Here is a 24872-nt window from a genome sequence, read left to right on the forward strand (position 1 = left end):
TCCCCGCATGAAAAACCTGTCTCTGTTTTGCCTCCTGACCATGGGGCTGATGGCCTTTCAATGTGGCGACGGTGTAAGCGTACCAGATGCTGTTTACGGCCAAACCTGGCTCTACTCCTATGAAGAAGACTCTGCCGACGTGCGCTCTTACCGCCCCAACACCTTTGACTTTCCTCCCTCCAGAGGTCGTACAGGTTTTATGCTGCAGAAAGACGGCACGTTTATCCGGTACGGCATAGCGCCCACAGACGGCCTGGAGGAACAACCCGGCACTTGGGAAGCCGGAGGCAAGAACCTGCTGCAGATCAAGTTCAAAGACGCCCAGCATGAGCCGGAGCAGATTGAGATCATCTCGGCCACGCCTACTTTACTTAAAATCCGGCGTAAGACTGATTAGCCAACCCTGTACTTTTTTATGTTTTTAGTCTCTTACGTCTTTTCTAGATAGGCTCGCTATTGTATGCAGCAGTACTTGGATCTACTCAACCAGAGGTATGATAAGATATATGTGATTACCCTTCACAGGGCGAATGACAGACACGCACATATCCAAAAAGAACTGAAAGGGCTTAACTATGAATTTTTCTATGGAAAAGACAAAAAAGAATTCTCTCTTGCGGAATTGAACGCGGCCGGCATCTATGACGAAGCTCTTGCCAAGAAACACCACAGATACGGCAAACCCATGCCCCCGGGCATGGTTGGCTGCTCCTGGAGCCACCGGTTGATCTATGAGGACATCATCATGCACCGTTACCAGCAAGTCCTGATTCTGGAGGATGATGTGGTACTGGACACCCAGAATCTAGCGTTACTCCCAGAGGTCTTCGTTGAGCTGCCTAATGATTGGGAGTTGTTCTACTTCGGGTTTGCCCTGCATGAAGTTCCGCCGGCAAACGCCCCGCTAAAGAAGTTGTTTTACCATCTGATCCATTCGCTTGGCTTGCTTAAGCACACCCATACTGCTATCCGTAACCTGTACCCGAAACAGATTTCGAAACACATTTACAAATCCGGCTATCATGACTGCACCCATGCGTATGCCCTTACGTATTCTGCGGCGAAGAAATTAGCCGAGCTACAGACACCTATTTCTTTCTTCCCAGACCACTTATTGGCCTATGCGGCCACCAATGAGCTGGTAAAGGCTTATCTGGTTCTACCTAAGATCATAAATCAGCAGTACCAGGTACTGGAGGAGGCACCTATCTCTTACCTCCACAGTTAAGTACGGGGTCTGTTTTCCCTGAAAATTTTTAGAAAGGTCCTCCCTTTGCTTTACATTTACTGAATTTTTCCGTTATTTATATGAACTACTGGCTCGTAAAATCTGAACCCGAGAAATACGCCTGGACTGACTTACAGCGCGATGGAGAAACCACCTGGGACGGCGTGCGCAACTTCCAGGCCCGCAACAACCTTCAACAGATGAAAGAAGGCGATCTGGTCATGTATTACCATAGCGTCTCTGAGAAATCTATTGTGGGCGTGGCCAAAGTAAGCAAAGAAGCCTATCCAGACCCCACCGCCAATGAGCCCCGCTGGCTGGCGGTAAGCCTGGTGCCCGAGCAGGCGTTTGCCCAACCTGTCTCCCTGGACCAGATCAAAAAAGAGGAGCGGTTGCAGAACATTGCCCTGCTGCGGCAATCCAGGTTGTCTGTGATGCCTCTTTCTCCCGAGGAGTTTGAGATTCTGCTGCGCATGGGCCAATAACACGGCTCCGCATGCTGGGCAGGCAGCCGGCGTTTTTACTGATTTGGCTTAAATTTTTAAAAACACCTATGTTCCCCATCATCAGAAGCATCTATAGTTCCCTGCTGATCCTCCTGCTGTGCGCTGGCTGGCTCCTGCCGGCGCATGCCCGCCAGAAAAAAGAGAAGGACAAGGAAAAACCGGCCCCGCCTACCCAAAACTACCGGGCAGAACTGGAGAGTAATTCTTTTGACGATGAACATGTGGTAAAGCCGCTGCCCGACAGCACCCTGCTGGTGGCTAGCTTCAAGCGCAGCAGTTGGTTTGGCAAAGATGATTTCACCCTGACCCGGTATGACCGGCAGCTGAAACAAATTTGGCAGACCAAACATGAGCACAAGCCCAACCACTCCCTGCTGTTTGTGTCCGCTGAGCGCAACAACATCTTTCTGCTGTTCTCTACCCTATCCAACAAAAAGCTGCTGCTTTACCGGGTAAACCCAAACACCGGCAACGCCACGTATAGTGAACACGAACTGCCCTCCAACAATCTTACCCTGCGGGAAATGGAGGCTCTGGACGGCCAAGTGTTTCTGAGCGGTCTGGAAGGTCCCAACCTCAACATGCTGCAACTGAACCCGCGGCAGGAAGAAGTGAAACTGCTGCCCGCGGTGTTCGGGATGGAGGAAGATTTAGGTGAGTTTAGAGTTGACACGCTCTCCCATGCGGTAGAATTTGTGGTGGCGGAATCTAATGGCTGGCGTTCTAGGGTACAGACCAAACGCATCAACACCAAAGGCGATGTCATAGGCACTTATTTCATCCAGCCTGAGATAGACTACCGCAACTACAACACCCTGCAGGCCGGCCGCCTCACGCCCGGCGACACGCTGAGCAAAGTGCTCATTGGCACTTTCGGCTACCGCACGTCTATCTTCTCCAAAGGCCTGTTCACCAGTAATCTGGCGGGCAACGTGAAGTATTTTGATTTCAGCAAGCTGGACCACTTCTTTGAGTACCTGTCGCCGCGGGCGGAGCGCCGCATGAAGGCTAAGTTCGCCCGCCAAGAGGCCCGGGAGAAACCCTTGGTGCTCAGGTACCGCATGTTGCTGCACCCCGTGCTGCCGCACCCGCAGGGCTACGCCATTGTAGGTGAGATTTATTACCCGCAGTACCGCAACAACATAGAGAACCCTTACCTGGCGGGCCGTTACCCTATGGAAATGCGTGAGCCCAGAACCAGAAACATGTTCAACGGCTATAGGTTCTCGCATGCCATTGCCTGCGTCTTTGACCGGGAAGGCAACCTCCTTTGGGACAACTCCTACAAACTCAAGAACCTCACGTACCCAGAACTGGCCCCCACTGTAGAGGCTGGAGTGATGGCAGACGGTTCCATTGCGTTGGTGTACCCAGAAGAGGAAAAGATCTGGTTTAAAACCTTAAGGCCTAAACAATCCCTCTCCAACGAGGAAAAGGTAGAGGTACGGCTTCAGGAGGAAACGGAGAAAATGGTGTCCAGCAATTCAGAGGGCATTGTGCATTGGTACGGCGGTAACTTCATTGCCTTCGGGTTCCAGCGCATACGGCCCCAGACCGGCGAAGCCCGCACCGTTTTCTACCTGCAGAACATGGCATTTTAGTTTCTTAACCGGTAAACACTAGAGGCTGCCTCAGAAAAAACAGGTTCTACTAGTATTGGCAGGGAGTAAGTTTTTATATTTGCCCAAAACCCGGCCATGCACAAACGCCTCATTGTTCCGCACGCACTGTTTCAGATCATGATCCGGCGCCTGGCGCACCAGCTCATAGAGACGCACGGTGATTTTTCCAATTCCGTTATCCTGGGGCTACAACCCCGCGGCACCTTTGTCGCTGACCGCCTGCAGCAGACCCTTCAGGAGATCTTGGGCATCAGCGTACAAACCGGTTATCTGGACATCACCTTCCACCGTGATGATTTCCGGCGCCGTGCCACTCCCCTGGCCCCCAATGCCACCAAAGTAGAATTCTCCCTGGAAGGAAAGCGGGTGATCTTGGCAGATGATGTGCTCTACACCGGCCGCTCTGTGCGGGCCGCCCTGGATGCCATGATCTCCTACGGAAGACCCGCCCAGGTAGAACTGCTGGTGCTCATAGACCGCCAATATACCCGTGATTTGCCCATTGAAGCCACCTACGTGGGCCAGCGGGTAGACTCGCTGCACTCCCAGCGGGTAGAAGTGAGTTGGCAGGACAGCCAATCACCTGAGGACGCCATCTGGCTCCTGACACGTACCCCAGACCAAGAACAACCCCATGCAACAGCTTAGCGTCCGGCACCTGTTGGGCATCAAGGAGATTACCCCGCAGGATATTCAGTTAATCTTTGAGACCGCAGACCAGTTCAAGGAAGTACTGAACCGCCCCATCAAGAAAGTGCCGTCTCTGCGCGATGTCACCATCGCCAATGTTTTCTTTGAAAACTCCACGCGTACCCGCCTTTCCTTTGAACTGGCAGAGAAACGCCTTTCGGCGGATGTGATCAATTTCTCGGCCTCCGGCAGCTCCGTGAAAAAAGGCGAAACCCTGCTGGACACCGTGAACAACATCCTGTCTATGAAGGTAGACATGATTGTGATGCGCCACAGCAGCCCCGGAGCTCCGCACTTCCTGTCCCGGAAAATACAGGCCAATATTGTGAACGCCGGAGACGGCACCCATGAACATCCCACCCAAGCCCTGCTGGATTCCTTCTCCATCAGGCAGAAATTAGGGGAGGTAGCCGGTAAGAAGGTGGCCATAATTGGAGATATCACCCACTCCCGCGTGGCACTTTCCAACATCTTCGCGCTGCAGATGCAAGGGGCCGAGGTAGCCGTCTGCGGGCCGCCCACCCTACTGCCCAAGCACATAGGGGAACTGGGCGTAAAGGTTTTCTGGAACGTGCGCGAGGCCCTGCAATGGTGCGATGTGGCCAATGTGCTGCGCATTCAGCTGGAGCGCCAGACCGGCAAGCTGTTCCCGTCTTTGCGCGAGTATGCCCTGTACTTCGGGATTAGCAAAAAAATGCTGGACGAGCTGGACAAGGAAATCGTGCTCATGCACCCCGGCCCTATTAACCGCGGGGTGGAACTCACCTCAGACGCCGCAGACTCCCACCACTCCATCATTCTGGACCAGGTGGAGAACGGGGTGGCTATCAGGATGGCGGTGCTTTACCTCTTGGCCAGCAAAGGGTAAGCACAACTCCTGCAAGATCACCCAAAAACGGAATCATTCTACTTTTACCTTATCCGCTGTTTAGGGGCTCTTTTTGAAAAAAGAGCCCCTAAACAGCGGATTTTTGCGTTTAATGCTTAAACCTACCGGTTTCATAGGAGGAACCGGCAAAGCTTTGTTAAACAAAAGTTATATATTTAAAGCTCTGACAGAAGCCGAAACACGTTATTTCACTATGACCAAAGAACTTGTCAATCCTTTTGGAAGAACGTACCTCACCATACAGGAGGATGCTAAAAACAGGCTAATCTATGTAAACTGGATGGGCTACTTAACCGAAGAGAATGTAAAGGCCGGTGTCCGGGCCTATACCCAAGCCTTAGCCGATGCCGGCTATCATTGCGTGCTCAATGACACCAGACTGATCATAGGTTCCTGGGACCATTCCCTGGATTGGGTGATCAATGACTGGGCCCCCAATGCCGCCAAAGCCGGTCTGAAGCGCATTGCCATGCTCGCCAACCCTGAAAGTTTTGGCGAGTCCTCCGCCTCTACTTTCCTCAAAGAGGTAAAATCTTTTGAAGCCAAATCTTTTGATGACCTGGAAACAGCCCGTCAGTGGCTAGCGGAATATAATTCGCGTAGATAACTCCTTTTCTTTACTACCATAAAGCGGCAGCGCCCTCCAGATTAAGTCTGGAGGGCGCTGCCGTTTAGGGGCCATTTTTCTGAAATAAGTCTCTAAACGGCTCTATTTTTACCAAGGCCCTAGAACGGCAACGGCATGGTCAGGGGCTGGTTGGTCTCAAAGTCATAGAGTGTCTGTAGCCTTAGGTTGTAGTAAGCGTCCCAGAAATTACGCAAGGAGCTCACGTAGCTTCTTCTGGCGGAGTCACGTTCTGAAGAGGCTTGGTTCAATTCCAAAAAACCGATTTTCCCGTTCAAGTAGCGATCTCTGGCCCCCAGGAAACGGCGTTCTGCCAAACCATTGGCCTGCTGCGCAATTTTCATCTGTTCGCGTAGCATCTTAAATCGTTTCACCTGCAGGTACACGTCCTGCTCAAAGCTCACGCGCTGCTGCTCCAGATTGGCTTTTACCAATTTCAGGTTCGCCTTGGCGGTTCCTATTCTGGATTTATTGCGGCCCCAGTCCATGAGCGGGATGCTGAGCCCTAGGTTTACGCGCTGTTGCGAAGTAGGATCTTGATACACTGGGCCAATGGATTCGGCGCGTTGGGTGAGCCCGTACTGCAGGAACAGATCGGCATTTACCCCAGAACTGGCCTCGGCCCAATCCAGATTACGCTCGGCGTCTATCTCTTCTCTTTTGATGCCAATAACCCGCGAACGATTCTCAAGGGCCTGTTTCAGGGCGGTTTCTTCAGCTACTTCAAACTGCGGAATCTGGGCAGGCGCGATCAACCGGATGGGGTATGTTTCTGTGAGGCCCAAGTAGGTTTTAAGGCGCAGTGTGGTGGTTTCAATCTCTAGTTTGGCTTGCTCCAGGCTTTGTTTGGAGGTAAGCAGGCTTAACTCCAGTTGCAGGAGTTCGTTTACGCTGATCTTGGCATTATAGAACCGGGCTTGGGCAATTTTAAAAAGTGTATCATTGGTGGCCACGTTCTTCTGCGCGATGTCATAGCTGATCTGGCTCTGTAGCTGAGAGAAAAATAAGTCTGTGGCTCGCACGGCAATGCGCTCCATCTCTTCCCAGAAATTACGTTTGGCTTCCTCATAGCGCAGCGGCTCTGTCTTGCGGTCCCACTTGAGGTTATTGTGGTTGAAGATGGGCTGGCGCAGGGTAACCACAACCGGGTTAGATGCATAGGAATGTCCGTCGTTATCATCAATTCGTTGCAGTTTTGAATCAATGGAGATGACGCCGCCGGTTAGCCCCACATTCTGTTTCAGCTCCAGGTGCCCCGAAGAGATAGCTGACTGCACGCCCACAAAGTTGATTTTACCAGTGGTGGCATCTGTTACCCGTTCATAGTCTTTGGTATAAGAGGGCAGCGTGGCATAAAGGGCCAATTGCGGCAGGTAATTGCTCTTGTACGTATGGTACTGCCAGGTGCGGTTCTCCAGCTGCGTGAGTGCCTGCTGATAGCTTGGCGACTGCTCCCGCGCCATTTTGATGACCTCGGGCAAACTCAACCGGCGGGTAGTGGGATCTTCTGTGTCAATGTTAGGAATTTTGTCTGTGTCCTGCGCGGCCACGGGCAAGGCTACCAAAACAGCACCCAGTACCCAGACAAAAACCAATGGCCACTTTACTCTTGTTACTCGTTTTACTGTACGCACGTTCACTCTAAAATCTGCTGTGGGTGTGGGTTACCCTGGTGTATGCTCATGCCGTTTAGGGGCTCTTTCTCGGGAAACAGCCCCTAAACGCACTTCTCAACTTTTATCTTATCAAACTAACGGCGCATCTCGCGCTCAATGTCTTCCAGTTCCAGCGGAATGTTGGCCATAAGGTCTTCGGGGCCATTGTGGGTAATGAGGAAATTATTCTCCAGCCTGATGCCCAGGCCTTCTTCCCTAATATAGATGCCCGGCTCACAGGTAAAGACCATGCCTTCTTCAAACGGGCGGTACTTATCGCCCACGTCATGCACGTCCAGGCCCAGGAAATGTGAGGTGCCGTGCGGGAAGTATTTCTTGTAGAGCGGCTGGGCGGGGTTCTGGTTGTTCACCTCGCTCTCAGAGAGCAGGTCCAGTTTGATGAGCTCGTTCTCCATCACCTTGCCCACAAACTTATGGTATTGATCCAGCGTATTGCCGGGCACCAGCATCTGCTTGGCCACGTTCATGACGTGCAGCACGGCGTTGTAGACATCGGCCTGGCGTTTGGTGAATTTGCCGTTGACCGGAATGGAGCGCGTGAGGTCTGCGGCGTAATTGGCGTACTCGGCCCCGAAGTCCATGAGCAGCACATCGCCGTCCTGGCACTCCCGGAAGTTGTCTACGTAGTGCAAAATGCAGGCATTAGCACCCGAGGCGATGATGGAGCTATAGGCTGGTCCGCGGGAGCGGTTGCGCAGGAACTCATGGCTGATCTCGGCCTCAATCTCGTACTCCATCACGCCGGGCTTCACAAACTGGAGCACGCGGCGGAACGCTTTCTCCGTGATGTTGCAGGCCGTGCGCATGAGCTCCACCTCGCGGGGATGCTTGATGGAACGCAGGTAATGCAGGTGCTGGGTACTGCGGCAGTAATTATGGAGCGGGTATTTCTCCTTTAGCTTCTTGATGAAGCGGGCATCGCGGGTTTCCACCTCCACCACGGCGCGCAGGTGCTCGTTGGAGTTGAGGTACACGTTCTCGGTGTAGGGCATGAGCGCGGCCAGAATGCTGTCAAACTCATGGGTCCAGAAAACCGTTTCAATGCCAGAGACCTCCCGGGCCTGCTCTTTGGTGAGTTTGTAGCCCTCCCAGGTGAGGATGTGGTCATTGGTTTCGCGTACGAACAGCATTTCCTTCAGGCGTTCCTCGCGGGCATCTGGGAAAAGAACCAGGATACTTTCCTCCTGGTCAATGCCGCTGAGCCACAGCAGGTCGCTGTTCTGCCTGAACGGCATGGTGCCGTCGGCGTTGGTGGGCATTACGTCATTGGAGTGGAAGATGGCCAGAGACTGCGGCTTGAGGTAAGAGACAAATTTCTGGCGATTGTGGATAAAAAGGTCCTTCCCAATAGGCTCGTATTTCATGGCGGTACGTTTTGTGGTAAGCAGGTGCTACCGGCTATGGGCGTTTAGCGGCTCTTTTTCTCAAATAAGCCCTAAACCGTTATTCTTTTGAAACTTAAATGTATGACATTAAACCGTAATTTGCAGGCAAATAGCCTTCATTTAATCTTTTTGGCGTGAGGGGTTGGACTAAAATATTCTTTTTCTGTGTCTTGTTTATAACGGGTTGGGCCGCTGAAAACGTACAGGCGCAGCAGCGGTATTGGGTCATGTTCAAAGACAAACCCGCGGCGGGCGCTACCCTCTGGGTCAGCACTGCCACCCAGCACCAGCGCCGCCTCCAGCGTCTTTCGGTCACGCAGGCCTCAGACGCCCCCGTGCACCAGCCGTACCTGGACAGCCTGGCCGCCCGGGGCTTCACCGTTACCGCTGTCTCCAAGTGGCTCAACGCCGCCGTGGTCACCGCCACACCGGAGAAAGCAGCACCTCTGCGCCAGACTTCTTTTGTACAGGACCTGCAACCCATTACCGGCTTTTTTGTGCCCACCCGCACCGCTGCCCTACCCTACCAGGCCCTGTACATGGGCAAAGCCCTGAAACAGCTTAAACCCGAAGCCATTTTTGCCGCCAGCCTCACCGGGCGCGGCGTGAAGGTGGGCGTGATTGATGCCGGTTTCTATGATGCCCCCAACAAGTCTGGTTTGCAGCCAATTTTTGGAGATGGCCGCCTGAAAGCGTACCGCGATTTCGTGAATCCCGCCAAAACCCAGCCTTACTCCCAGCGCGAGAGTCTCCTGGATTCGCACGGCACCGATGTGCTCCTGTTCATGGCTGGCTCAGACCCCGAGAGACAGGTTTTGAGCGGCTTCGCCCCGGAGGCTGAGTTCTACCTGGCCCGCACCGACCACGGCAACCGCGAAACCCGTGTGGAGGAAGAATACTTTGTACAGGCCCTGGAGTGGATGGATAGCCTGGGCGTGCGGCTGGTGAATTCGTCTTTGGGCTACGGCACCGGCTTTGACAACCCCGCTGAGAATTACATTCCAGAGCAGATGGACGGGACCAGTTTCATTGCCAGGGCCGTGCAGATGGCCGTGGAACAGAAAGGCATGATGCTGGTGATTGCCGCGGGCAACGACGGCGGAAATAAGAAATGGAGGATCGTGAACACCCCCGCCGATGCTCCCGGCGTGCTCACCGTAGGCGCCACTGATTTTACCACCTGGGCCAAACAGGGCTATAGCAGCATTGGCCCAGGTTTCCTGCCTTACCTCAAACCCGATGTGGCCTGTTTCGCGGCTTCGGGCACTTCATTCGCGGCGCCCATCATTGCGGGGTTGGCGGCCTGCCTGCTGGAGGAAGACCCATCGCTCACGCCCCAGCAGCTCACAGATATCATCAAGAAAAGCAGCCACCTGTATCCCTACGGGAATAATTATGTGGGGTATGGCGTACCCAACGCCTTCAAGGCACTGGAACTGGTACAGGGCTTCTCCACCCTCTGGCCCGCCAAAGAAACCGTTACCGTAGAGGGCAACCGTTTTGTCTACAAGCACAAACCTTCGCTGCTCACCGAGGAAAACGGCGGTATTGTGCTCTACCGGAAGGAATCACCCACGGTGGTCATGGCTCAGCAGAGAATCTCCTTGCGCAAAAAGCGGATAGTGGTGAAACGCAAACCCAAAGAGACGCATACCACGCTGCACGTGGGCCCCACTGTGGTTGAACTGGTCTGGGAATAATGAAATGAACCGGCAGGATTCTCTCGGCCTTCAACCCTCTCATTAGTTTGCCACGTTCTCGTTCAGCCAGCCTTACGCCTCTTCTGGTTTAGCCCTGTTTTAAAAAAAAGAGCCTCTAAACGCGTTAGAGGCTCTTTCCATTTTACATGATAAACTACGCTTTACTTGGCCGGAGCTACAAACTTGAAGGGCATCACTAGTTTTACATTCACGTTTTTCTCATTCTGCCGACCCGGTTTCCAGGCAGGCATATACTCAATCGCCTTCATTAGAGACTGGTCCAGGCTGGGGTGTACTCCCTTCAGGAGTTGTACCTTGGTAATGGCGCCGTCTTTGTTCACCACAAAAGACACTTCTGCCATTCCCTGGGCGTTGGCAGCCTTGGCCGCCGCCGAGTAGCCTACCGCGCTGCTCAGGTACTTGTACAGAGCGGCCTGCCCACCCGGGAACTCCGGCATTTGCTCCACGGCAATAAACACACGCTCATCTTCCTGTGGGGCCGCCGGGGCAGCAGCAGACGGGCTTGTCACCCGGAATGGAACAGTGTATCTCACGTTCACGGCTTTGCCATTCTGGGTGCCCGGTTTCCAATTGGGCATTTTCAGCAGAACCTGCGTAAAGGCTCGGTCCAGGCTGGGGTGCAGCTTTTTCATGACCTGTACGTCTGTTACCTTTCCTTCCGTGTTCACCACAAATGTAGCTACTACCATTCCTGTTACTTTGGCTTCTTTGGCATCTTGTGGGTAAACGAAATTGTCCTTCAGAAAATCAAACATCGCTTTCTGTCCGCCCGGGAATTCTGGCATCTGCTCCACGGCTATGAACACAAGATCCTTATCCTTGGCTGGGGCAGCTTCTTTCTGGGACGTTTTTTTCGCGTTTCTGTTCACTACTGAGGCAAAAGAGATGGCTTCTTTAGAGGCTACCGCCGCACCATTTTTATAGGCGGGGGTCCAGGCAGGCATCTGGCGCAGCACTCTCCGCACCTCGGTTTCTATGGCTTGAGTGATGGCAGAAGGCTGGGCCGGTTTGGTAGCAACCTCTATAGTAGACACATCGGTCACCTTCCCGTTGGCACCAATGGTGAGTTCTGCTTTGATATATTGCACCATTTTGGCGGTAGTGTCTGCGGCCTCTCGGTTCCTGAAAACTTCCTCCGGCGTAATATATTGGCTGGTCAGGAAACGATATAGGGCTGCTTTACCACCAGGATACTCCGCTGATTGGGTAGTGCCGCTCTTTTCTGCCGACGATTTGCCAGTAACGGATGTCTTCTGCTGGCGGCCTTCCAGGTAAGCACCGTAGCTGAGGAAATTTCCGCCGGTGCTGGTCACTGAGATTCTCTCTTTGGAGGCTACGGCGCGTCCGTCTTTTTTGGCCGGCGACCACTTGGGCATCTGTTGCACCAGCCGGGCAAACTGCTGCTGCACAGCTTGGGTCACGGCGGCGTCATTGGGGTTAACTTCCAGATGAAGGGTTTTACCAAATACGGCCGTTCCGTCTTCCTTCACATCCACTTCTATGGTACCCACCACGCGCACGTAGTCATTGGGGCTTTTCCTTTTCTGGAACGCCACCTCCGGCAGCACGAATGAGCTTTTCACAAATCTCTCCAACGCATCTTTTCCTCCTGGAAACTCGGCGGGGCCGTTGGTTACTTTGGTGTTTTTCTCAAAGGCGGCCTGGGGGGCCGGGGCCGGACGCATGGCCGCTACCGCCACTAAGAACAAGGCTAACGCAGGAACGGCCATCAACATCCGGCTAAGCCGGGGCGACTGGTGTAATTTTTTCATCATCTTGATTCTGGTTAGGGTGAGGGATTTATGGAGAAAGAAATAACTGCCTAAAGGGAAATCTGCGTTCCTGAACACCTGCTTCACCAGCAGATAGGAATACAGCGAGGAACCGGCGGTTTGGGCCACCTGGGCATCGGCGATGAACTCATGCGTCTGTTCCAGGGCTTTTTTGTAGAGCACCAGCAGCGGGTTAAACCAGAACACAATGCCCACCACCGAAACTAGCAGCACATCCAGGGTATGGCGTTGGTCTATGTGCACCTGCTCATGCTGCAGAATGCGCTCCGTTTCCTCGGGGGTAAGTTTTTGGCTGTTGTCAAAGAACACGTAGCGCCAGAAGGAAAAGGTAGGGAGCTGCCCCTGCGTAAAGACAACCGGCGACAGGTTGGGCAGGTAAAAGCTGACGCCTCTCTGCCGCGCAAATCGCCGGAGGCGCACCAACTGCACCACCAACCGGAGGCCGAAAAACAACAGGCCAATGCCGTAGACCACATAGAGCAGGTTCCAGTAGTTGAAGGTTTCCTCCGGAACTACCACTACTTGGGCCGCGACCATGGTCATGTCCATAGGTTCAAGCACCACTTCCTGCTGCATTGGCTCCTGGGGCCAGAGGGCAAGGCCGGGCAGTTGGGAGAGCGGCACCAAGAAAGCCAGCACCAGTGAACCCAGCAGGTAGTAGCGGTTAAACTGGAAACAGGTCTCGCGCCGGAGCAGGAGCGCGTAGCAGAGGTACAGCAAGGTCAGGCCCGCCGCCGATTCCAGCAGGTACTGCAGCAGGTTCTCATTCATCTTCTTTCTTGTCTAGGTCCTCTTTCACGTGCTTCAGCATTTCCTCCAGTTCCTGCAGGTCCATGTTCTCTTCTTTGGCGAAGAAGGAAACCAGCCGCTTGAAAGAGCCCCCAAAGTAACCGCTCACGAAGTTCTTCAGGTAGAAATGACGGTAGTCGTCACGGGCGATGAGCGGGTAGTACTCGTGCGTTTTTCCGTAGGCCTTGTAGCCCACAAAGCCTTTCTTCTCCAGAATGCGCACAATGGTGGAAACGGTATTATAGGCGGGCTTGGGCTCGGGCAGCTGGTCCAGGATGTCTTTCACGAAGCCCTGGCCCAGACGCCACAGAATCTGCATGACCTGTTCTTCTGCTTTGGTTAACTCTTTCATAGAATGGAATGGGGAATGGTAACTCTTCAAACATAAAACTAAATACCTAGTTTTCAAACTAAATGTTTAGTTATTTTAAAATGATTTTTCCCCATAGTGCCTTACCGCGTGAAAAGCAGGCAACGGAAGAAATGCGGTTTAGGGCAGATTTGGGAAAAAGAGCCGCTAAACGCCCTACGCCTACGCTCTCCTCGCCGCGGTAAAAGCTAAGTTTAATTTGCAGGCCCTCCTGTAAGCAGAGCAGCCGTTCCGCGACTAAAGACAAGGGGCATAGGAGCCGCCGCACTTGGCAGAAGCAGGTATTTTGCCCTACTTTGTAATTGCATGATGAAAATAGGATACGACGCCAAACGCGCCTTCACCAATACCTCGGGCCTGGGAAACTACAGCCGCTTCGTCATCTCCGGTATGATGACGCATTTTCCCCAGGAGGAGTACGCCCTGTTCACACCCCGCCGGAACGATCTGTTCAAGAACTTTTATCCGCCGGTGGCCAAGACCCAGGTGGTGCAACCCAACGGCATGGGCAAACGCTTCTCCTCGTTCTGGCGCACCTTCGGGCTGCGGGCTGCCCTGCCCAAACACGGGGTGCAGGTGTACCACGGCCTCAGCAATGAGCTGCCGTACGGCATAGACCGCACCCGCACCAAGCTAGTGGTTACCATCCATGACCTTATCTTTCTGCGGTTCCCGGAACTGTACCCCGCCATTGACCGCTACATTTACCGCAAGAAGTTCAAAGACGCCTGTGACATGGCGCACCAGATTGTGGCCATCAGTGAGCAGACGGCGCAGGACCTGGAGGAATTTTTTGGCGTGGCCCGCGAAAAAGTACAGGTGGTGTACCAAGACTGCGATCCTGTTTTTCAACTGATTCCGGAAAAAGAGCCGCTAAACGCCGTGCGGGTTAAATACAACCTGCCCGCCGAGTTCATTCTATGCGTGGGCACGCTGGAGCGCCGCAAAAACCAACTGCACCTGTTACAGGGCTGGCTGGCCGCCGGTGCGCCGGTTCCGTTGGTGTTCATTGGGAAGAAGACCGACTATTATAAAGAGATGGAGGCCTTCATCCAGAAAAACGCTTTGCAGGACAAGGTGCTGTTTCTGCCCTACATCCCTTTCCAGGAGCTGCCGTTGATTTACCAGTTGGCCTCACTGTTTGTGTACCCGTCCGTCTTTGAAGGCTTCGGGATCCCGATTGTGGAAGCCCTGAACAGCGGCGTTCCCGTGATCACCTCCACGGGCTCCTGCTTCTCTGAGGCCGGCGGCCCCGCCACCCGCTACGTCTCCCCCACCGATCCTGAAGCCCTGGCCCACCACATCCAGGAAATCCTGGGCAATTCTGACTTGCAGAAGCAAATGGTGAAAGCTGGTTTGGAGCACGCCCAAACGTTCCGGCCCGAGGTGACCATTCCGCAGTTGCACCGGGTGTACGAGCAGGTGCTGGCGCGCTAAGCTTGTAGTACGCTACCAGTATAGCCTAAGAAAGCACCTTGACCGCCCGGGGCTGCCCCTTGCGTTTAGGGGCTGTTTTTAGAAAAACGGCCCCTAAACGCAAGCCTTTCCAAATTTTCAAATCTTCACCTTTTCACGCCATTCCTCCGTACCTTTGCAGGCTGCTCTCCGCCTTTATAGAATGAAGAGCCGCATGTAAGTGTTTCCTTTGTAAATACAGAAGACAAATTGACCAAATTACCTGATTACTATATCCATACCTTGCCTAACGGCATACGGGTGCTGCACAAACAGGTGCCGCACACCAAGATTGCGCACTGCGGCTTTATGATGGACATTGGCTCCCGCGACGAGTTACCGCATGAACTGGGCCTGGCCCACTTCTGGGAGCACATGGCCTTCAAAGGCACGCAGAAACGTAAATCGTTCCACATCCTGAACCGGCTGGAGAGCGTGGGCGGCGAGCTCAACGCCTATACCACCAAAGAGAAAATCAGCTTCTACGCCTCCGTGCTGGAGAACCACTTTGAGAAAGCCTTTGAGTTGCTCACAGACATCACGTTCAACTCCACGTTTCCGGCCAAGGAGATAGAGAAAGAGCGCGGCGTGATTCTGGAGGAAATGGCCATGTACCTGGACACGCCCGAAGACGCCATCATTGATGAGTTTGATGCCGTGGTGTTCAAGAACCACCCGCTGGGCAACAACATTCTGGGCACCCGCGAGAGTGTGAGCAGCTTTACCCGTGAGAACTTCCAGGCTTTTATTGAACGCAACCTCAGCACAGACAAACTGGTGTTCTGCTCCGTGAGCAACTGGCCCATGGAACGGGTGGTAAAACTAGCCGAGAAGTACCTGGGGCACCTGCAAAGCAAGATTCAGCCGCGCGAACGCCTGCTCTTCAATTCGTACCAGCCCCAGACTCTGGTGGTGGAGAAAGCGATTCAGCAGGCGCACTGCGTGATTGGTTGTCCGGCCTACCCGCTCTCAGACCCGCGTCGGCTCACCTTCTTCATGCTGGTGAATATTTTGGGCGGCCCCGGCATGAACTCCCGCCTTAACCTGGCAGTGCGTGAAAAGCACGGTTTGGTGTACACCATTGACGCCAACTATTCTACCTACGTAGATACCGGTTTGTTCGGGATTTACTTTGGCACGGAGAAAAAGCAACTGAAACGGACCATCGGGCTGGTTTTAAAGGAACTCAAACTGCTCCGTGAAAAGCCGATGGGTTCTGTGCAGCTGCACACAGCCAAAGAGCAACTCATGGGCCAACTGGCCATGGCCGAGGAGAGCAACATGGGCTTTATGATGATGATGGGCAAAAGCATCCTGGACCTGAACCAAGTGGAGAGCCTCAATGATATTTTCGGCCAAATAAGGGAGGTGACCGCCCATGACCTGGTGGAGATAGCGAATGATACCTTGCGGGAAGAGAACCTAAGTTTTCTACAGTACGTGCCTAATTAAAGCGCTCACCTCATAGTTACTTACAAAAAGAAAGGCTGCATACGCAGCCTTTCTTTTTGTAAAGACCTTTCATCCAGACGAAAATTCTCAAATACAGATCATGGAGTTTCCAAAAGAATCCTCTTTTGGCAGCTTTTGACTATCCTACAACCCATCTAAGATAGTCCTACTTCCCTCCATGGAGATCATCTTTATAAAAGACCAGATAATGAGGATTAATCAGATGTAAATACACGTTTTATTACTCCTTTTACTTCCTGCATCAATTCTATCTATTTGATTAATCTAATTCATATTGAAACCACATTACGGCTTGGCCCAACAACCGCATTGAAATTGTAAAATAGTTTACATTATACCACAAGTTGTTAGTTAAACACAAAACCTTTTTAAGTGATTATTTCCGTAACTTATTGAATAAATTTATTTTATGTAACACAAATCAATCTATTGCATTATTGGGGCTTTATATTTAAAATAGCTTCATATTTAAACATAAACCCCAATAAGTAGTATGAAAAAAAATTACACCATCAAGCTTTTAGCCTTTGCGCTATTGCTTGGCAGCACAGCCTGCTCCGTCAACGAAGAAGAAGTAGTTGAGAAAGCCGCCATTTCCCAAGACAAGCTCCAGCAGATCTACGCCATGGGCTTCGGGACCACTGATGTGAAAGTAGTGGAAGGTGGTTACCTGGTAGAAGGGGACATCTTCCTGACGGATGAGCAGCTGAACAGCCAGCATGACCACAAATTCCTGCGGGTAGGTGAAACCGAGCAGTACCGCACCACTAACCTGGTGAACGCAGGTACCGGCCGCACTATTAAGGTAGCCATCTCCAGCACACTGCCAGCGGCGTACACCGCGGCTCTGGATGAGGCCATCAGAAGATATAACGCTGAAAACCTCCTCCTGAAGTTCCAGCGCGTGTCTTCTGGCTATAACATCCTATTAACCAAAGCCCCCACCACTGCTGGTTATCTGGCCTCTGCCGGTTTCCCTTCTGGCGGAAACCCGTACAACAGAGTACTGGTGAACTCTTCTTACCTGGGCTCTAACCCTGGCACCAATTACCTGGCCACCATTCTGGCGCATGAGATTGGTCACTGCATTGGTTTCCGCCATACAGACTACATGGACAGAAGCTATAGCTGCGGCGGCGCATATACCAACGAAGGCGCAAGCAACGTAGGAGCCGTGCATATCCCAGGCACTCCAACTACCGCTGACGCTACTTCTTGGATGCTCGCTTGCGTAGCTACTGGCCAAAACCGTCCGTTCAACTCCAATGACCGCACTGCCCTTAAATACCTCTATTAATTTCTGAAATAGAGCTGTAATACACACAGAAATAGCCGCTGTTTTCACAGCGGCTATTTCTGTGTGTATTTATTTTAATGAGCTAAATTACCACCAGGCGGCAAAGCTTATTAGATCCGTTTTTATGATACACCCGCAGCACATATACCCCCGCCGACAAACCTTTAATAGTTACAGATTTCATAGCCCCATCTTGCTGTACTTCCCTTAGTATTCTCCCTGTATAATCTAAGATATGAATACGGGCCATCTCATCATCTAAGGTTACAACATGCACTTCATTTCCAGCCATAGCAGGATTGGGAAATACCTGCACATAAGACTGAGGAGCATAGAAAACGGTTTCTAATGCACTGTAGAAAACCTCTCCTTTTTCCGTGGTTACCTTCAACCGGTATTCGTTTTTACCAGGCACAGGGGCCGCATCTGTCACAACCAGACTGGTCTGTTCTAATGGGGTCAAAGCCTTCACCACCTGAAACCCATCCTTCTCCCGTCTTTCCAGAAAAACACTGGTCACCCCGTGCAGCGTGCTTAGCTCCACCTCTAACACCACCGTGTCTGAGACCAACTGCCGGGCCAGGAACTGCTTGATAAAGCACTCAACTCCTTGTTCTGAGTAATTGATGGTGAGACTTCGGTTTCCGGCCTTGCCAGCCACCAAGGGTGCCACGGCATAGTGCAGCACAGGGTGCGCCTGTTTCCTAAGTACCACTAGGGTATCTGCCACCTGCGCAACTGGCTCAAGGTATTTCTCTCCTAACGCATACAGCTGGTACTGGTTACTGCCTTTGGCCTTGGGCCAGTAAAGCATAAATTCGTCTCCGCACTGGTAACCCACCTGCAAGGGAAGCACCGGGCTTATCAGGAATTCGTCCGTCAGGAAAGTTTGCCCTGAACTAGTCACTATCCTGAGTTGGGCCAAGCCAGTGGAATCTGGCGCTCTCCAGTGCAAAAACTGTTGCTGCACCGGCACATCGTTTTTGATCAATTGCCACTCACGCCCCGCCCATCTGTACTCCACCCGGGCGGATGTAGCATTACCCATAGAGGTTTGCCACCGCACTTTGTTCACTTCATTGCTTTTTATCCGGCTATTCTTGGAAGGATACGCCCAGGAAAAGGCCTCTTCAAACCCATAAACCAAGCTGAAAGACTGAGAGCCGGTGGAGATTTTATGCCCAGTTACCTGCATTTGGTATTCTCCCTGGCCAGGCGACATCAAGGAGACTTGTTCTACATTGTTAATGCGGTCTACTTGCCGCCGGGCGGGTAACAGGAGTGAATCTGTGTGCGGGAAAGCACTGAGTCCCCAGGGCAGCCATTTCTGCCCTGTTGCTGTTGCCTGCAGGGTAAGATCCAGGTCATTCACTACTGCCGCCGCAGCCGTAGGATCTCCGGCGGTTTCATGCCAGACCAGCGTCACCTTCAGTTTGGCCACTCCGGCGGGCACTGCAATGGTGAAACGTCTACTTTCCCCCTGGGCTACACTACCCGTAAAATACCGTTTATCCTGCACAGCCTGCACTGCACCGAGTGCGTCCACATTCCCGAAACCGGCTTCATAATCTACCTCGGGCCGCCCCTGCTCAGTAGCAGAATTAATGATAGCCGCTTTTACCAGTGAGGCAGCAGGAAGTGTTTCATTATGCTGTTCCTGGTATACCTGCTGCAAGAGGAGCGCAATACCAGACACCACGGCTGAGGCTTCAGAGGAACCCGATTCACCGAAAGCGACGACTTCAGGCTTTATTCTGCCGTCATAGGTAGGTCCCCTGGAACTTAAAGCGCTCACCTGCCCAGAGGTGTCCACGGCGCCCACGCTTAAGGTATTTTTGGAGACCTTGAACTGGCCCGTTAAATTGGCAAAGCCAGACACGCCTGCGTAGGGTCCTTCTTTTGCGGTTTGGGTGCCTGCGTTACCGGAGGAGAATACGTGCAACAGCTCTGGGTACTCCAGAATCTGCGCATCATAGGCCTGGCTTTCCAAGCCATAATAGTTTTCCAGCCCCACCCCATAAGAATGGTTCTGCACCGACACTTTCTGAGAACGCAGCCAGGCAGTCTCATCAGGCATCAGGCGGGCGAAATCTGAGGTGATTAAGTGACTTTGCCAGGCTACTCCCCTTCCGGAGGGAGAAGTATTGCCCCCGCCAGCCACCAAGGTAGCCATACTGGTGGCATGGGGCGTAGGAGGCGCGGCAGCTTTTACAGACACTACCCGGCCTTTGAAATCAATATCTGTGCTATCAAAGGGGTTTTCTTTGACAGAAACCACTAAGTTCTGCCCAGCGAGCTGAGGATAGCGCAAGTGCACCGCCTCTACTTTATTTACCGTTAAATCTGAATTCTGCAGATGCGCCTCTTCCTGCGGCACCCTGGTTGGCACATCCACAAACACCACCCAAGGGCAACCCGCTAATTGCGCTATTTGCCGTGCTTCCAGGTTGGAGAGAAGCATTGTGGTATCTGAGGCTTCGGCTTGCTGCATCCTAACCTGCGGCATTGTTTCTTTGAGCCAGTTCTGGAAGGCGAAAGTATTCTTTACCCGTACCCGCACGCTTTGGCCAGACTGCCGCTGGGAAGCGTGCTGCAAAGCCGGCGCCAGTTTACTGACCGCTTTTGGAGCTATGATCCTTCCGCCTTGCCCGGCTGCCGGGTAAGTAGAGGCCAAAAGCCAGGCGGCAACCAAAAGTTTCCTTAAAACGCTTGTAGTAAAAGTTTTCCCCATCAAATAAATTATCTGGCCTACTTAACAAGATAATTTACAGAGACTTTAGCACAAAATCAATGTTCAGCCTTCTGGGCAGCAAAATAAACTTCCCCTTCTGGAGAACCCTGTGAGACCGCCCAAATTCTTGGCTATTCTACAAGTTCGCCCTTATACTCCCGCAGGAAAATAGATAGTTTGTCTAAGGTAGTTTCCAGCTCTTCTACGGTGGGCAGATACACTACCCTAAAGTGATCTGGCTGCGGCCAATTGAACCCCGAACCCTGCACCAGCAGCACATGTTGGTCAATGAGCAGATCCAGCACCAGTTTTTCGTCTGAGTGGATGCGGAACTTCTGTGTGTCTATCTTGGGGAACATGTAGAACGCCCCCGCAGGCTTTACGCAAGTGATACCCGGTATTGCCGTCAATTTCTCATAACACACCTCCCGCTGCTTGTGCAACCTGCCGCTGGGCAACACCAGATCAGTTATGTTCTGGTACCCACCTAAAGCCGTTTGGATGGCGAACTGGGAGGGCACGTTGCTGCACAGGCGCATGCTGGCCAGGGCGTTGAGGCCTTCCAGGTAAGAAGCCGCAATGGTTTTATTTCCGGAGGCCACCAGCCAACCGGCCCTGAAACCAGCAGCCAGGTAATTTTTTGACAAGCCACTGAACGTGAGGCACAGCACTTCCTCCGTGAATGCGGCGGTAGAATGGTGCACCGCCCCGTCATACAGAATCTTGTCGTAGATCTCGTCTGAGAAGATAATGAGCTTGTGGCGCTCGGCTAACTGCACAATCTGCTGGAGGACTTCGGCCGGGTACACCGCGCCCGTAGGATTATTGGGGTTGATGATGACCAGGCCTTTGGTGCGGGACGTGATTTTCCGTTCCATGTCGGCCAGGTCTGGGTACCAGTCAGAGGCTTCGTCGCAGAGGTAATGCACGGCCTTGCCGCCAGACAGGTTCACGGCCGCCGTCCAGAGCGGGTAATCTGGCGCGGGAATCAGGATTTCGTCATTGGGGTTCAGGAGCGCCTGCATGCTGAGCATAATGAGCTCGCTCACGCCATTGCCAATAATTATGTCGTCTTCATGCACGTGGCGCAGGCCTTTGCTCTGGCTGTAGTGCATGATGGCTTTACGGGCGGCGAAGAGCCCTTTGGAGTCTGTGTAGCCCTGGCCGTTGCGCAGGTTCACCATCACGTCATGCACAATCTCGTCTGGGGTGTCAAACCCGAAGGGAGCGGGATTGCCTATGTTCAGCCGGGTCACCTTGTACCCTTGCCGTTCCAGATCCATGGCTTTCTCAAAGATGGGGCCGCGTATTTCGTAAAAGACGTTGTCCAGGCGGGTACTCTTCTGTATCATAAGTAAGGCATGAACCTTAAAGATAGTATTCTGCCGCAGCTGTGAAAATTTGTTTTAGGGCAGATTCAGAAAAAAGAGCCGCTAAACGCAATAAAAAAAGAAATCCCCGAGAAGGCCCTCTTCGCAGAGCAGCTTCTTCGGGGATTTCCGTTTAGGGGCCGTTTTTCAGAAAACGGGCGCTAAACGCTACAGGTCTTCGTCCTCATCATCGTATCCTTCCTCGTCATTGTCGTCTTCATCATCGTCTGGGGAGGAAGCGGCCTGGGCGGCGTTTTCATCGCCCAGCACGTCTATGAGTTTCTCAATCTCGGTGGCTTTCTCTGGGTCGTTGAGCTTTTCGTAAGACAGAGAAAGGTTTCTGAGCGCGCGGCGCACAATGTCTATGGGCGCGCAGGGCTCATAGAAAATATCCACCGGGCTCAGGTTCAGTTGCAGCAGGTAATTGTCAATGTCGCTTTTGGAGAGAATGAGACCCCGGTTGTACACATTGATGTAGAACTGCGGAATGACCTCGCTCTTAAACGTGAGGATGAACAGGTTGGGCAGGTTGACGCCGTAGACCGGCAACCCCAGTTTCTGGGCCAGTGTGAGGTAAATCACGCAGAGGCTCAACGGGTTGCCGCGCTTGGTTTCCAGCACCTGGTTGAGCATGGAGTTGGCGGGCGCGTGGAAGTTCTTGGTGTTGGCGGAGAACTTGTGCAGCTTGAAGAGCACGTGGTTGAGGGCCTTCACCTGGTCATAGGGGTGCATCTCGGGGCGCACGTTTACCCAGGCCTCATAGTAGAGCTCGGCAAAAATCTGCTTAATCTTTTCCAGCGTCACGTCTGGGTATTGGTAAGTGCTCACCAGCCACATGCCTTTGAGTAGATCTGTGGCGCCTTCGTCTTTCCAGGCCTTGAGGCGGCGCTCCAAAGATCCGTACTGGAGGTCATGGATCAGGTCTTCCAGCTTTTTCTGATGATCGGGGTCCAGGCTTTCCTCCCACGCCTCCTCCAGAAAAGGAGTGATGGTATCGCCTAGTTCCACAATTTTCTGGTGTACGTGCGCCACCACTTCCGGGTCTTGGTCGTCCAGGAGGGAGATGAGGGCTTTTATTTCTTTATTGGTCAAGAGCTCGGGTTGAATTAAGAATTTAAAATTAGGAATTAAGAATTGAATCTGCCGCACGAAGTGGCAAAACTCCGCGGCAGCCCAACGCAACGCCTCTCTCAAAGAACGTGATTGCAGGCAAAAGCGTTTCGGGGCTGTTTTTGGAAAAACAGCCCCGAAACGCTTCCAACGGTTCTTTCTATGCTTTGGCAGTAGGTTCTGTTTGCCTCCCTTATCCATTCATGCACCAGCCGCACACCTTTCTGTTTTTGGCCTGATTTTCAAAAAACGGCCCCTAAACGCACGAGTGGAAATATTTTGTACTGGAGCTGTGCCTGATTCTTACTTCCTATTTCTTCATCATGTCTGGATCACGCCCACGTTGAAGGGTTTGGTGATGGGGGCGTGGTTGGCCGCCTCAATGCCCATGGAAATCACTTTGCGGGTTTCCAGCGGGTCAATGATGCCGTCTACCCACAGGCGGGCGGCGGCGTAATACGGACTCAGCTGCTCATTGTAGCGGGCGGTGATTTTGTCCAGCAGTTCTTTCTCAGCTTCCGGGGTGATCTCTTCGCCTTTGGCTTTGAGAGAAGCCACCTGAATCTGCAACAAAGTCTTCGCCGCCGAGGCGCCGCTCATTACCGCCAACTGCGCCGTGGGCCAGGCGTAGATGAGGCGCGGGTCATAGGCTTTCCCGCACATGGCGTAGTTGCCCGCGCCGTAGCTGTTACCCACAATAATAGTAAACTTAGGCACCACAGAGTTGCTCATGGCGTTCACCAATTTGGCCCCGTCTTTAATGATGCCGCCGTGTTCGGCCTTACTGCCCACCATAAAACCGGACACGTCCTGTAAGAATAGGAGCGGAATCTTCTTCTGGTTGCAGTTCATGATGAACCGGGCTGCTTTGTCTGCACTGTCTGAGTAGATCACCCCGCCCATCTGCATCTCGCCTTTCTTGCTTTTCACAATCTTGCGCTGGTTGGCCACAATGCCCACGGCCCAACCGTCAATGCGCGCCAGGCCGCAAATCAGGCTCTGCCCGTAGAGGTCTTTGTAAGGCTCAAACTCAGAATTGTCCACCAGGCGCAGAATGATGTCCATCATGTCATAGGGCTTCACACGGTCCTGCGGCAGAATCCCGTAAATCTCTTTGGGGTCTAGTTTGGGCTGCGCCGATGCCACGCGGTTGAAACCGGCTTTGGGAGTATCGCCCATTTTGTCGAAGATGTTCCGGATGTGGTCCAGACACTCCTGGTCAGTTTCAAACTTATAGTCCGTGACGCCGGAGATTTCTGAGTGGGTGGTGGCTCCGCCGAGGGTTTCGTTGTCAATGGTTTCCCCGATGGCCGCTTTCACCAGGTAAGAACCCGCCAAGAAAATGGAGCCGGTGCCCTCTACAATCATGGCCTCGTCGCTCATAATGGGCAGATACGCGCCGCCCGCCACACAGGAACCCATGATGGCCGAAATCTGCACAATACCCTCACTGCTCATGATGGCGTTGTTCCGGAACATGCGCCCGAAATGCTCTTTGTCTGGGAAGATTTCGTCCTGCATGGGCAGAAACACGCCCGCGCTGTCTACCAGGTAAATGACCGGCAAGCGGTTTTCCAGGGCTATTTCCTGGGCTCTAAGGTTTTTCTTGGCCGTGATGGGAAACCAGGCTCCGGCCTTTACCGTGGCATCATTGGCCACAATCATGCACTGCCGCCCTTTCACGTAGCCAATACCCGCAATTACGCCGCCGCTGGGGCAGCCGCCGTATTCCTGGTACATGCCTTCGCCGGCAAAGGCGGCAATCTCCAGGAAATCAGAAGCATCGTCTATCAAATATTGAATCCGTTCACGGGCGGTGAGTTTGCCTTTTTCGTGCTGCTTGGCAATGGCTTTCTCGCCACCGCCTAAGGCTACCTTGGCGTGTCTGGACTTGAGCTGAAAGCAAAGTTGTTTAAGGGCGTCTTCGTTCTTATTAAATTCAATATCCATGGAAGTATGATGAGGGTTTGCGTGTACCCTAGCCTGATTGGATTTGATGGACTCTTCATCAGGTATTCACCGGCGCTAACCGGCGGGGCTTACAAATATAGAAATTCCCGCAACATTGCCTAACACTTGTTAGGCAATGTTTTCTTTTCCTCAAACGGAAGAAACAAAAAAGCGTTTAGGGGCTGTTTTTGG

At 52.8% G+C, this 24872-nt stretch carries 19 protein-coding genes; 11 read left to right on the plus strand and 8 right to left on the minus strand.

Annotation, left to right across the window (positions count from 1 at the left end; genetic code table 11):
• Positions 1–7 precede the first annotated feature (7 nt).
• The 7 genes from EFA69_RS00415 to EFA69_RS00445 all read left to right on the plus strand — a co-directional run bounded on the left by EFA69_RS00415 (position 8) and on the right by EFA69_RS00445 (position 5542).
• Positions 8–397 (plus strand): hypothetical protein, encoded by a 390-nt coding sequence (locus EFA69_RS00415; protein WP_183906639.1) that lies wholly within the window; start codon positions 8–10, stop codon positions 395–397.
• 63 nt (positions 398–460) lie between these two features.
• Positions 461–1228, plus strand: a complete 768-nt coding sequence (locus tag EFA69_RS00420; protein WP_123131122.1) for a glycosyltransferase family 25 protein — start codon at positions 461–463, stop codon at positions 1226–1228.
• A gap of 80 nt (positions 1229–1308) precedes the next feature.
• Positions 1309–1713 carry an EVE domain-containing protein gene (locus EFA69_RS00425; RefSeq protein ID WP_123131123.1) on the plus strand — a complete coding sequence of 135 codons (405 nt, stop codon included), beginning with the start codon at positions 1309–1311 and terminating at the stop codon, positions 1711–1713.
• Positions 1714–1781: 68 nt separating this feature from the next.
• A complete protein-coding gene (locus EFA69_RS00430; protein WP_123131124.1) occupies positions 1782–3335 on the plus strand; it encodes a hypothetical protein in 1554 nt (517 codons plus the stop codon).
• A 96-nt stretch (positions 3336–3431) separates the two neighbouring features.
• On the plus strand, positions 3432–4004 hold the full coding sequence (gene pyrR, locus EFA69_RS00435) for a bifunctional pyr operon transcriptional regulator/uracil phosphoribosyltransferase PyrR (RefSeq protein WP_123131125.1): 573 nt from the start codon (positions 3432–3434) through the stop codon (positions 4002–4004).
• Positions 3991–4914 carry an aspartate carbamoyltransferase catalytic subunit gene (locus EFA69_RS00440; protein ID WP_123131126.1) on the plus strand — a complete coding sequence of 308 codons (924 nt, stop codon included), beginning with the start codon at positions 3991–3993 and terminating at the stop codon, positions 4912–4914. Before pyrR ends, EFA69_RS00440 begins: the two co-directional genes overlap by 14 nt.
• 214 nt (positions 4915–5128) lie before the next feature.
• A complete protein-coding gene (locus tag EFA69_RS00445) occupies positions 5129–5542 on the plus strand; it encodes an STAS/SEC14 domain-containing protein (protein ID WP_123131478.1) in 414 nt (137 codons plus the stop codon).
• Positions 5543–5661: 119 nt separating this feature from the next.
• Here the strand turns inward: EFA69_RS00445 and EFA69_RS00450 are convergent, their stop codons facing one another.
• Entirely contained in the window at positions 5662–7194 is a 1533-nt protein-coding gene (locus EFA69_RS00450) for a TolC family protein (protein ID WP_148041215.1), read from the minus strand.
• Positions 7195–7310: 116 nt separating this feature from the next.
• Positions 7311–8600: an aminopeptidase P N-terminal domain-containing protein gene (locus EFA69_RS00455; protein WP_123131128.1), complete on the minus strand. Its 1290-nt coding sequence runs from the start codon at positions 8598–8600 to the stop codon at positions 7311–7313.
• Between the two features lie 191 nt (positions 8601–8791).
• On the opposite strand from EFA69_RS00455, the gene EFA69_RS00460 reads away from it, so the two are divergent.
• The gene (locus EFA69_RS00460) at positions 8792–10321 is read left to right on the plus strand and encodes a S8 family serine peptidase (RefSeq protein ID WP_148041216.1); all 1530 of its coding nucleotides are present in this window, start codon (positions 8792–8794) and stop codon (positions 10319–10321) included.
• Positions 10322–10482: 161 nt separating this feature from the next.
• Here the strand turns inward: EFA69_RS00460 and EFA69_RS00465 are convergent, their stop codons facing one another.
• The gene (locus EFA69_RS00465) at positions 10483–12906 is read right to left on the minus strand and encodes a M56 family metallopeptidase (protein WP_123131130.1); all 2424 of its coding nucleotides are present in this window, start codon (positions 12904–12906) and stop codon (positions 10483–10485) included.
• The gene (locus EFA69_RS00470; protein WP_123131131.1) at positions 12899–13276 is read right to left on the minus strand and encodes a BlaI/MecI/CopY family transcriptional regulator; all 378 of its coding nucleotides are present in this window, start codon (positions 13274–13276) and stop codon (positions 12899–12901) included. Before EFA69_RS00470 ends, EFA69_RS00465 begins: the two co-directional genes overlap by 8 nt.
• Before the next feature lie 324 nt (positions 13277–13600).
• Here EFA69_RS00470 and EFA69_RS00475 point away from each other — a divergent pair, with 324 nt between their 5' ends.
• The 3 genes from EFA69_RS00475 (at position 13601) to EFA69_RS00485 (ending at position 17519) form a co-directional block, all read left to right on the plus strand.
• The gene (locus EFA69_RS00475) at positions 13601–14731 is read left to right on the plus strand and encodes a glycosyltransferase family 4 protein (RefSeq protein ID WP_123131132.1); all 1131 of its coding nucleotides are present in this window, start codon (positions 13601–13603) and stop codon (positions 14729–14731) included.
• 228 nt (positions 14732–14959) lie between these two features.
• Complete coding sequence (locus EFA69_RS00480; RefSeq protein WP_245964454.1) at positions 14960–16201, plus strand: M16 family metallopeptidase; 1242 nt, start codon at positions 14960–14962, stop codon at positions 16199–16201.
• 514 nt (positions 16202–16715) lie between these two features.
• Positions 16716–17519 carry a M57 family metalloprotease gene (locus tag EFA69_RS00485; protein WP_123131133.1) on the plus strand — a complete coding sequence of 268 codons (804 nt, stop codon included), beginning with the start codon at positions 16716–16718 and terminating at the stop codon, positions 17517–17519.
• Between the two features lie 82 nt (positions 17520–17601).
• On the opposite strand, the gene EFA69_RS00490 is transcribed toward EFA69_RS00485, so the two are convergent.
• The 4 genes from EFA69_RS00490 to EFA69_RS00505 form a co-directional block, all read right to left on the minus strand.
• Positions 17602–20115, minus strand: coding sequence for a S8 family serine peptidase (locus EFA69_RS00490; protein WP_183906641.1), 2514 nt, complete (start codon positions 20113–20115; stop codon positions 17602–17604).
• 266 nt (positions 20116–20381) lie between these two features.
• Positions 20382–21602 (minus strand): pyridoxal phosphate-dependent aminotransferase, encoded by a 1221-nt coding sequence (locus EFA69_RS00495; protein WP_123131135.1) that lies wholly within the window; start codon positions 21600–21602, stop codon positions 20382–20384.
• A 186-nt stretch (positions 21603–21788) separates the two neighbouring features.
• On the minus strand, positions 21789–22712 hold the full coding sequence (locus EFA69_RS00500) for a transglutaminase-like domain-containing protein (protein WP_123131480.1): 924 nt from the start codon (positions 22710–22712) through the stop codon (positions 21789–21791).
• 339 nt (positions 22713–23051) lie between these two features.
• Positions 23052–24680, minus strand: coding sequence for an acyl-CoA carboxylase subunit beta (locus EFA69_RS00505; RefSeq protein ID WP_123131136.1), 1629 nt, complete (start codon positions 24678–24680; stop codon positions 23052–23054).
• Positions 24681–24872: the final 192 nt, after the last annotated feature.

This window comes from Rufibacter immobilis, from assembly GCF_003721565.1.
GTDB lineage: Bacteria > Bacteroidota > Bacteroidia > Cytophagales > Hymenobacteraceae > Nibribacter > Nibribacter immobilis.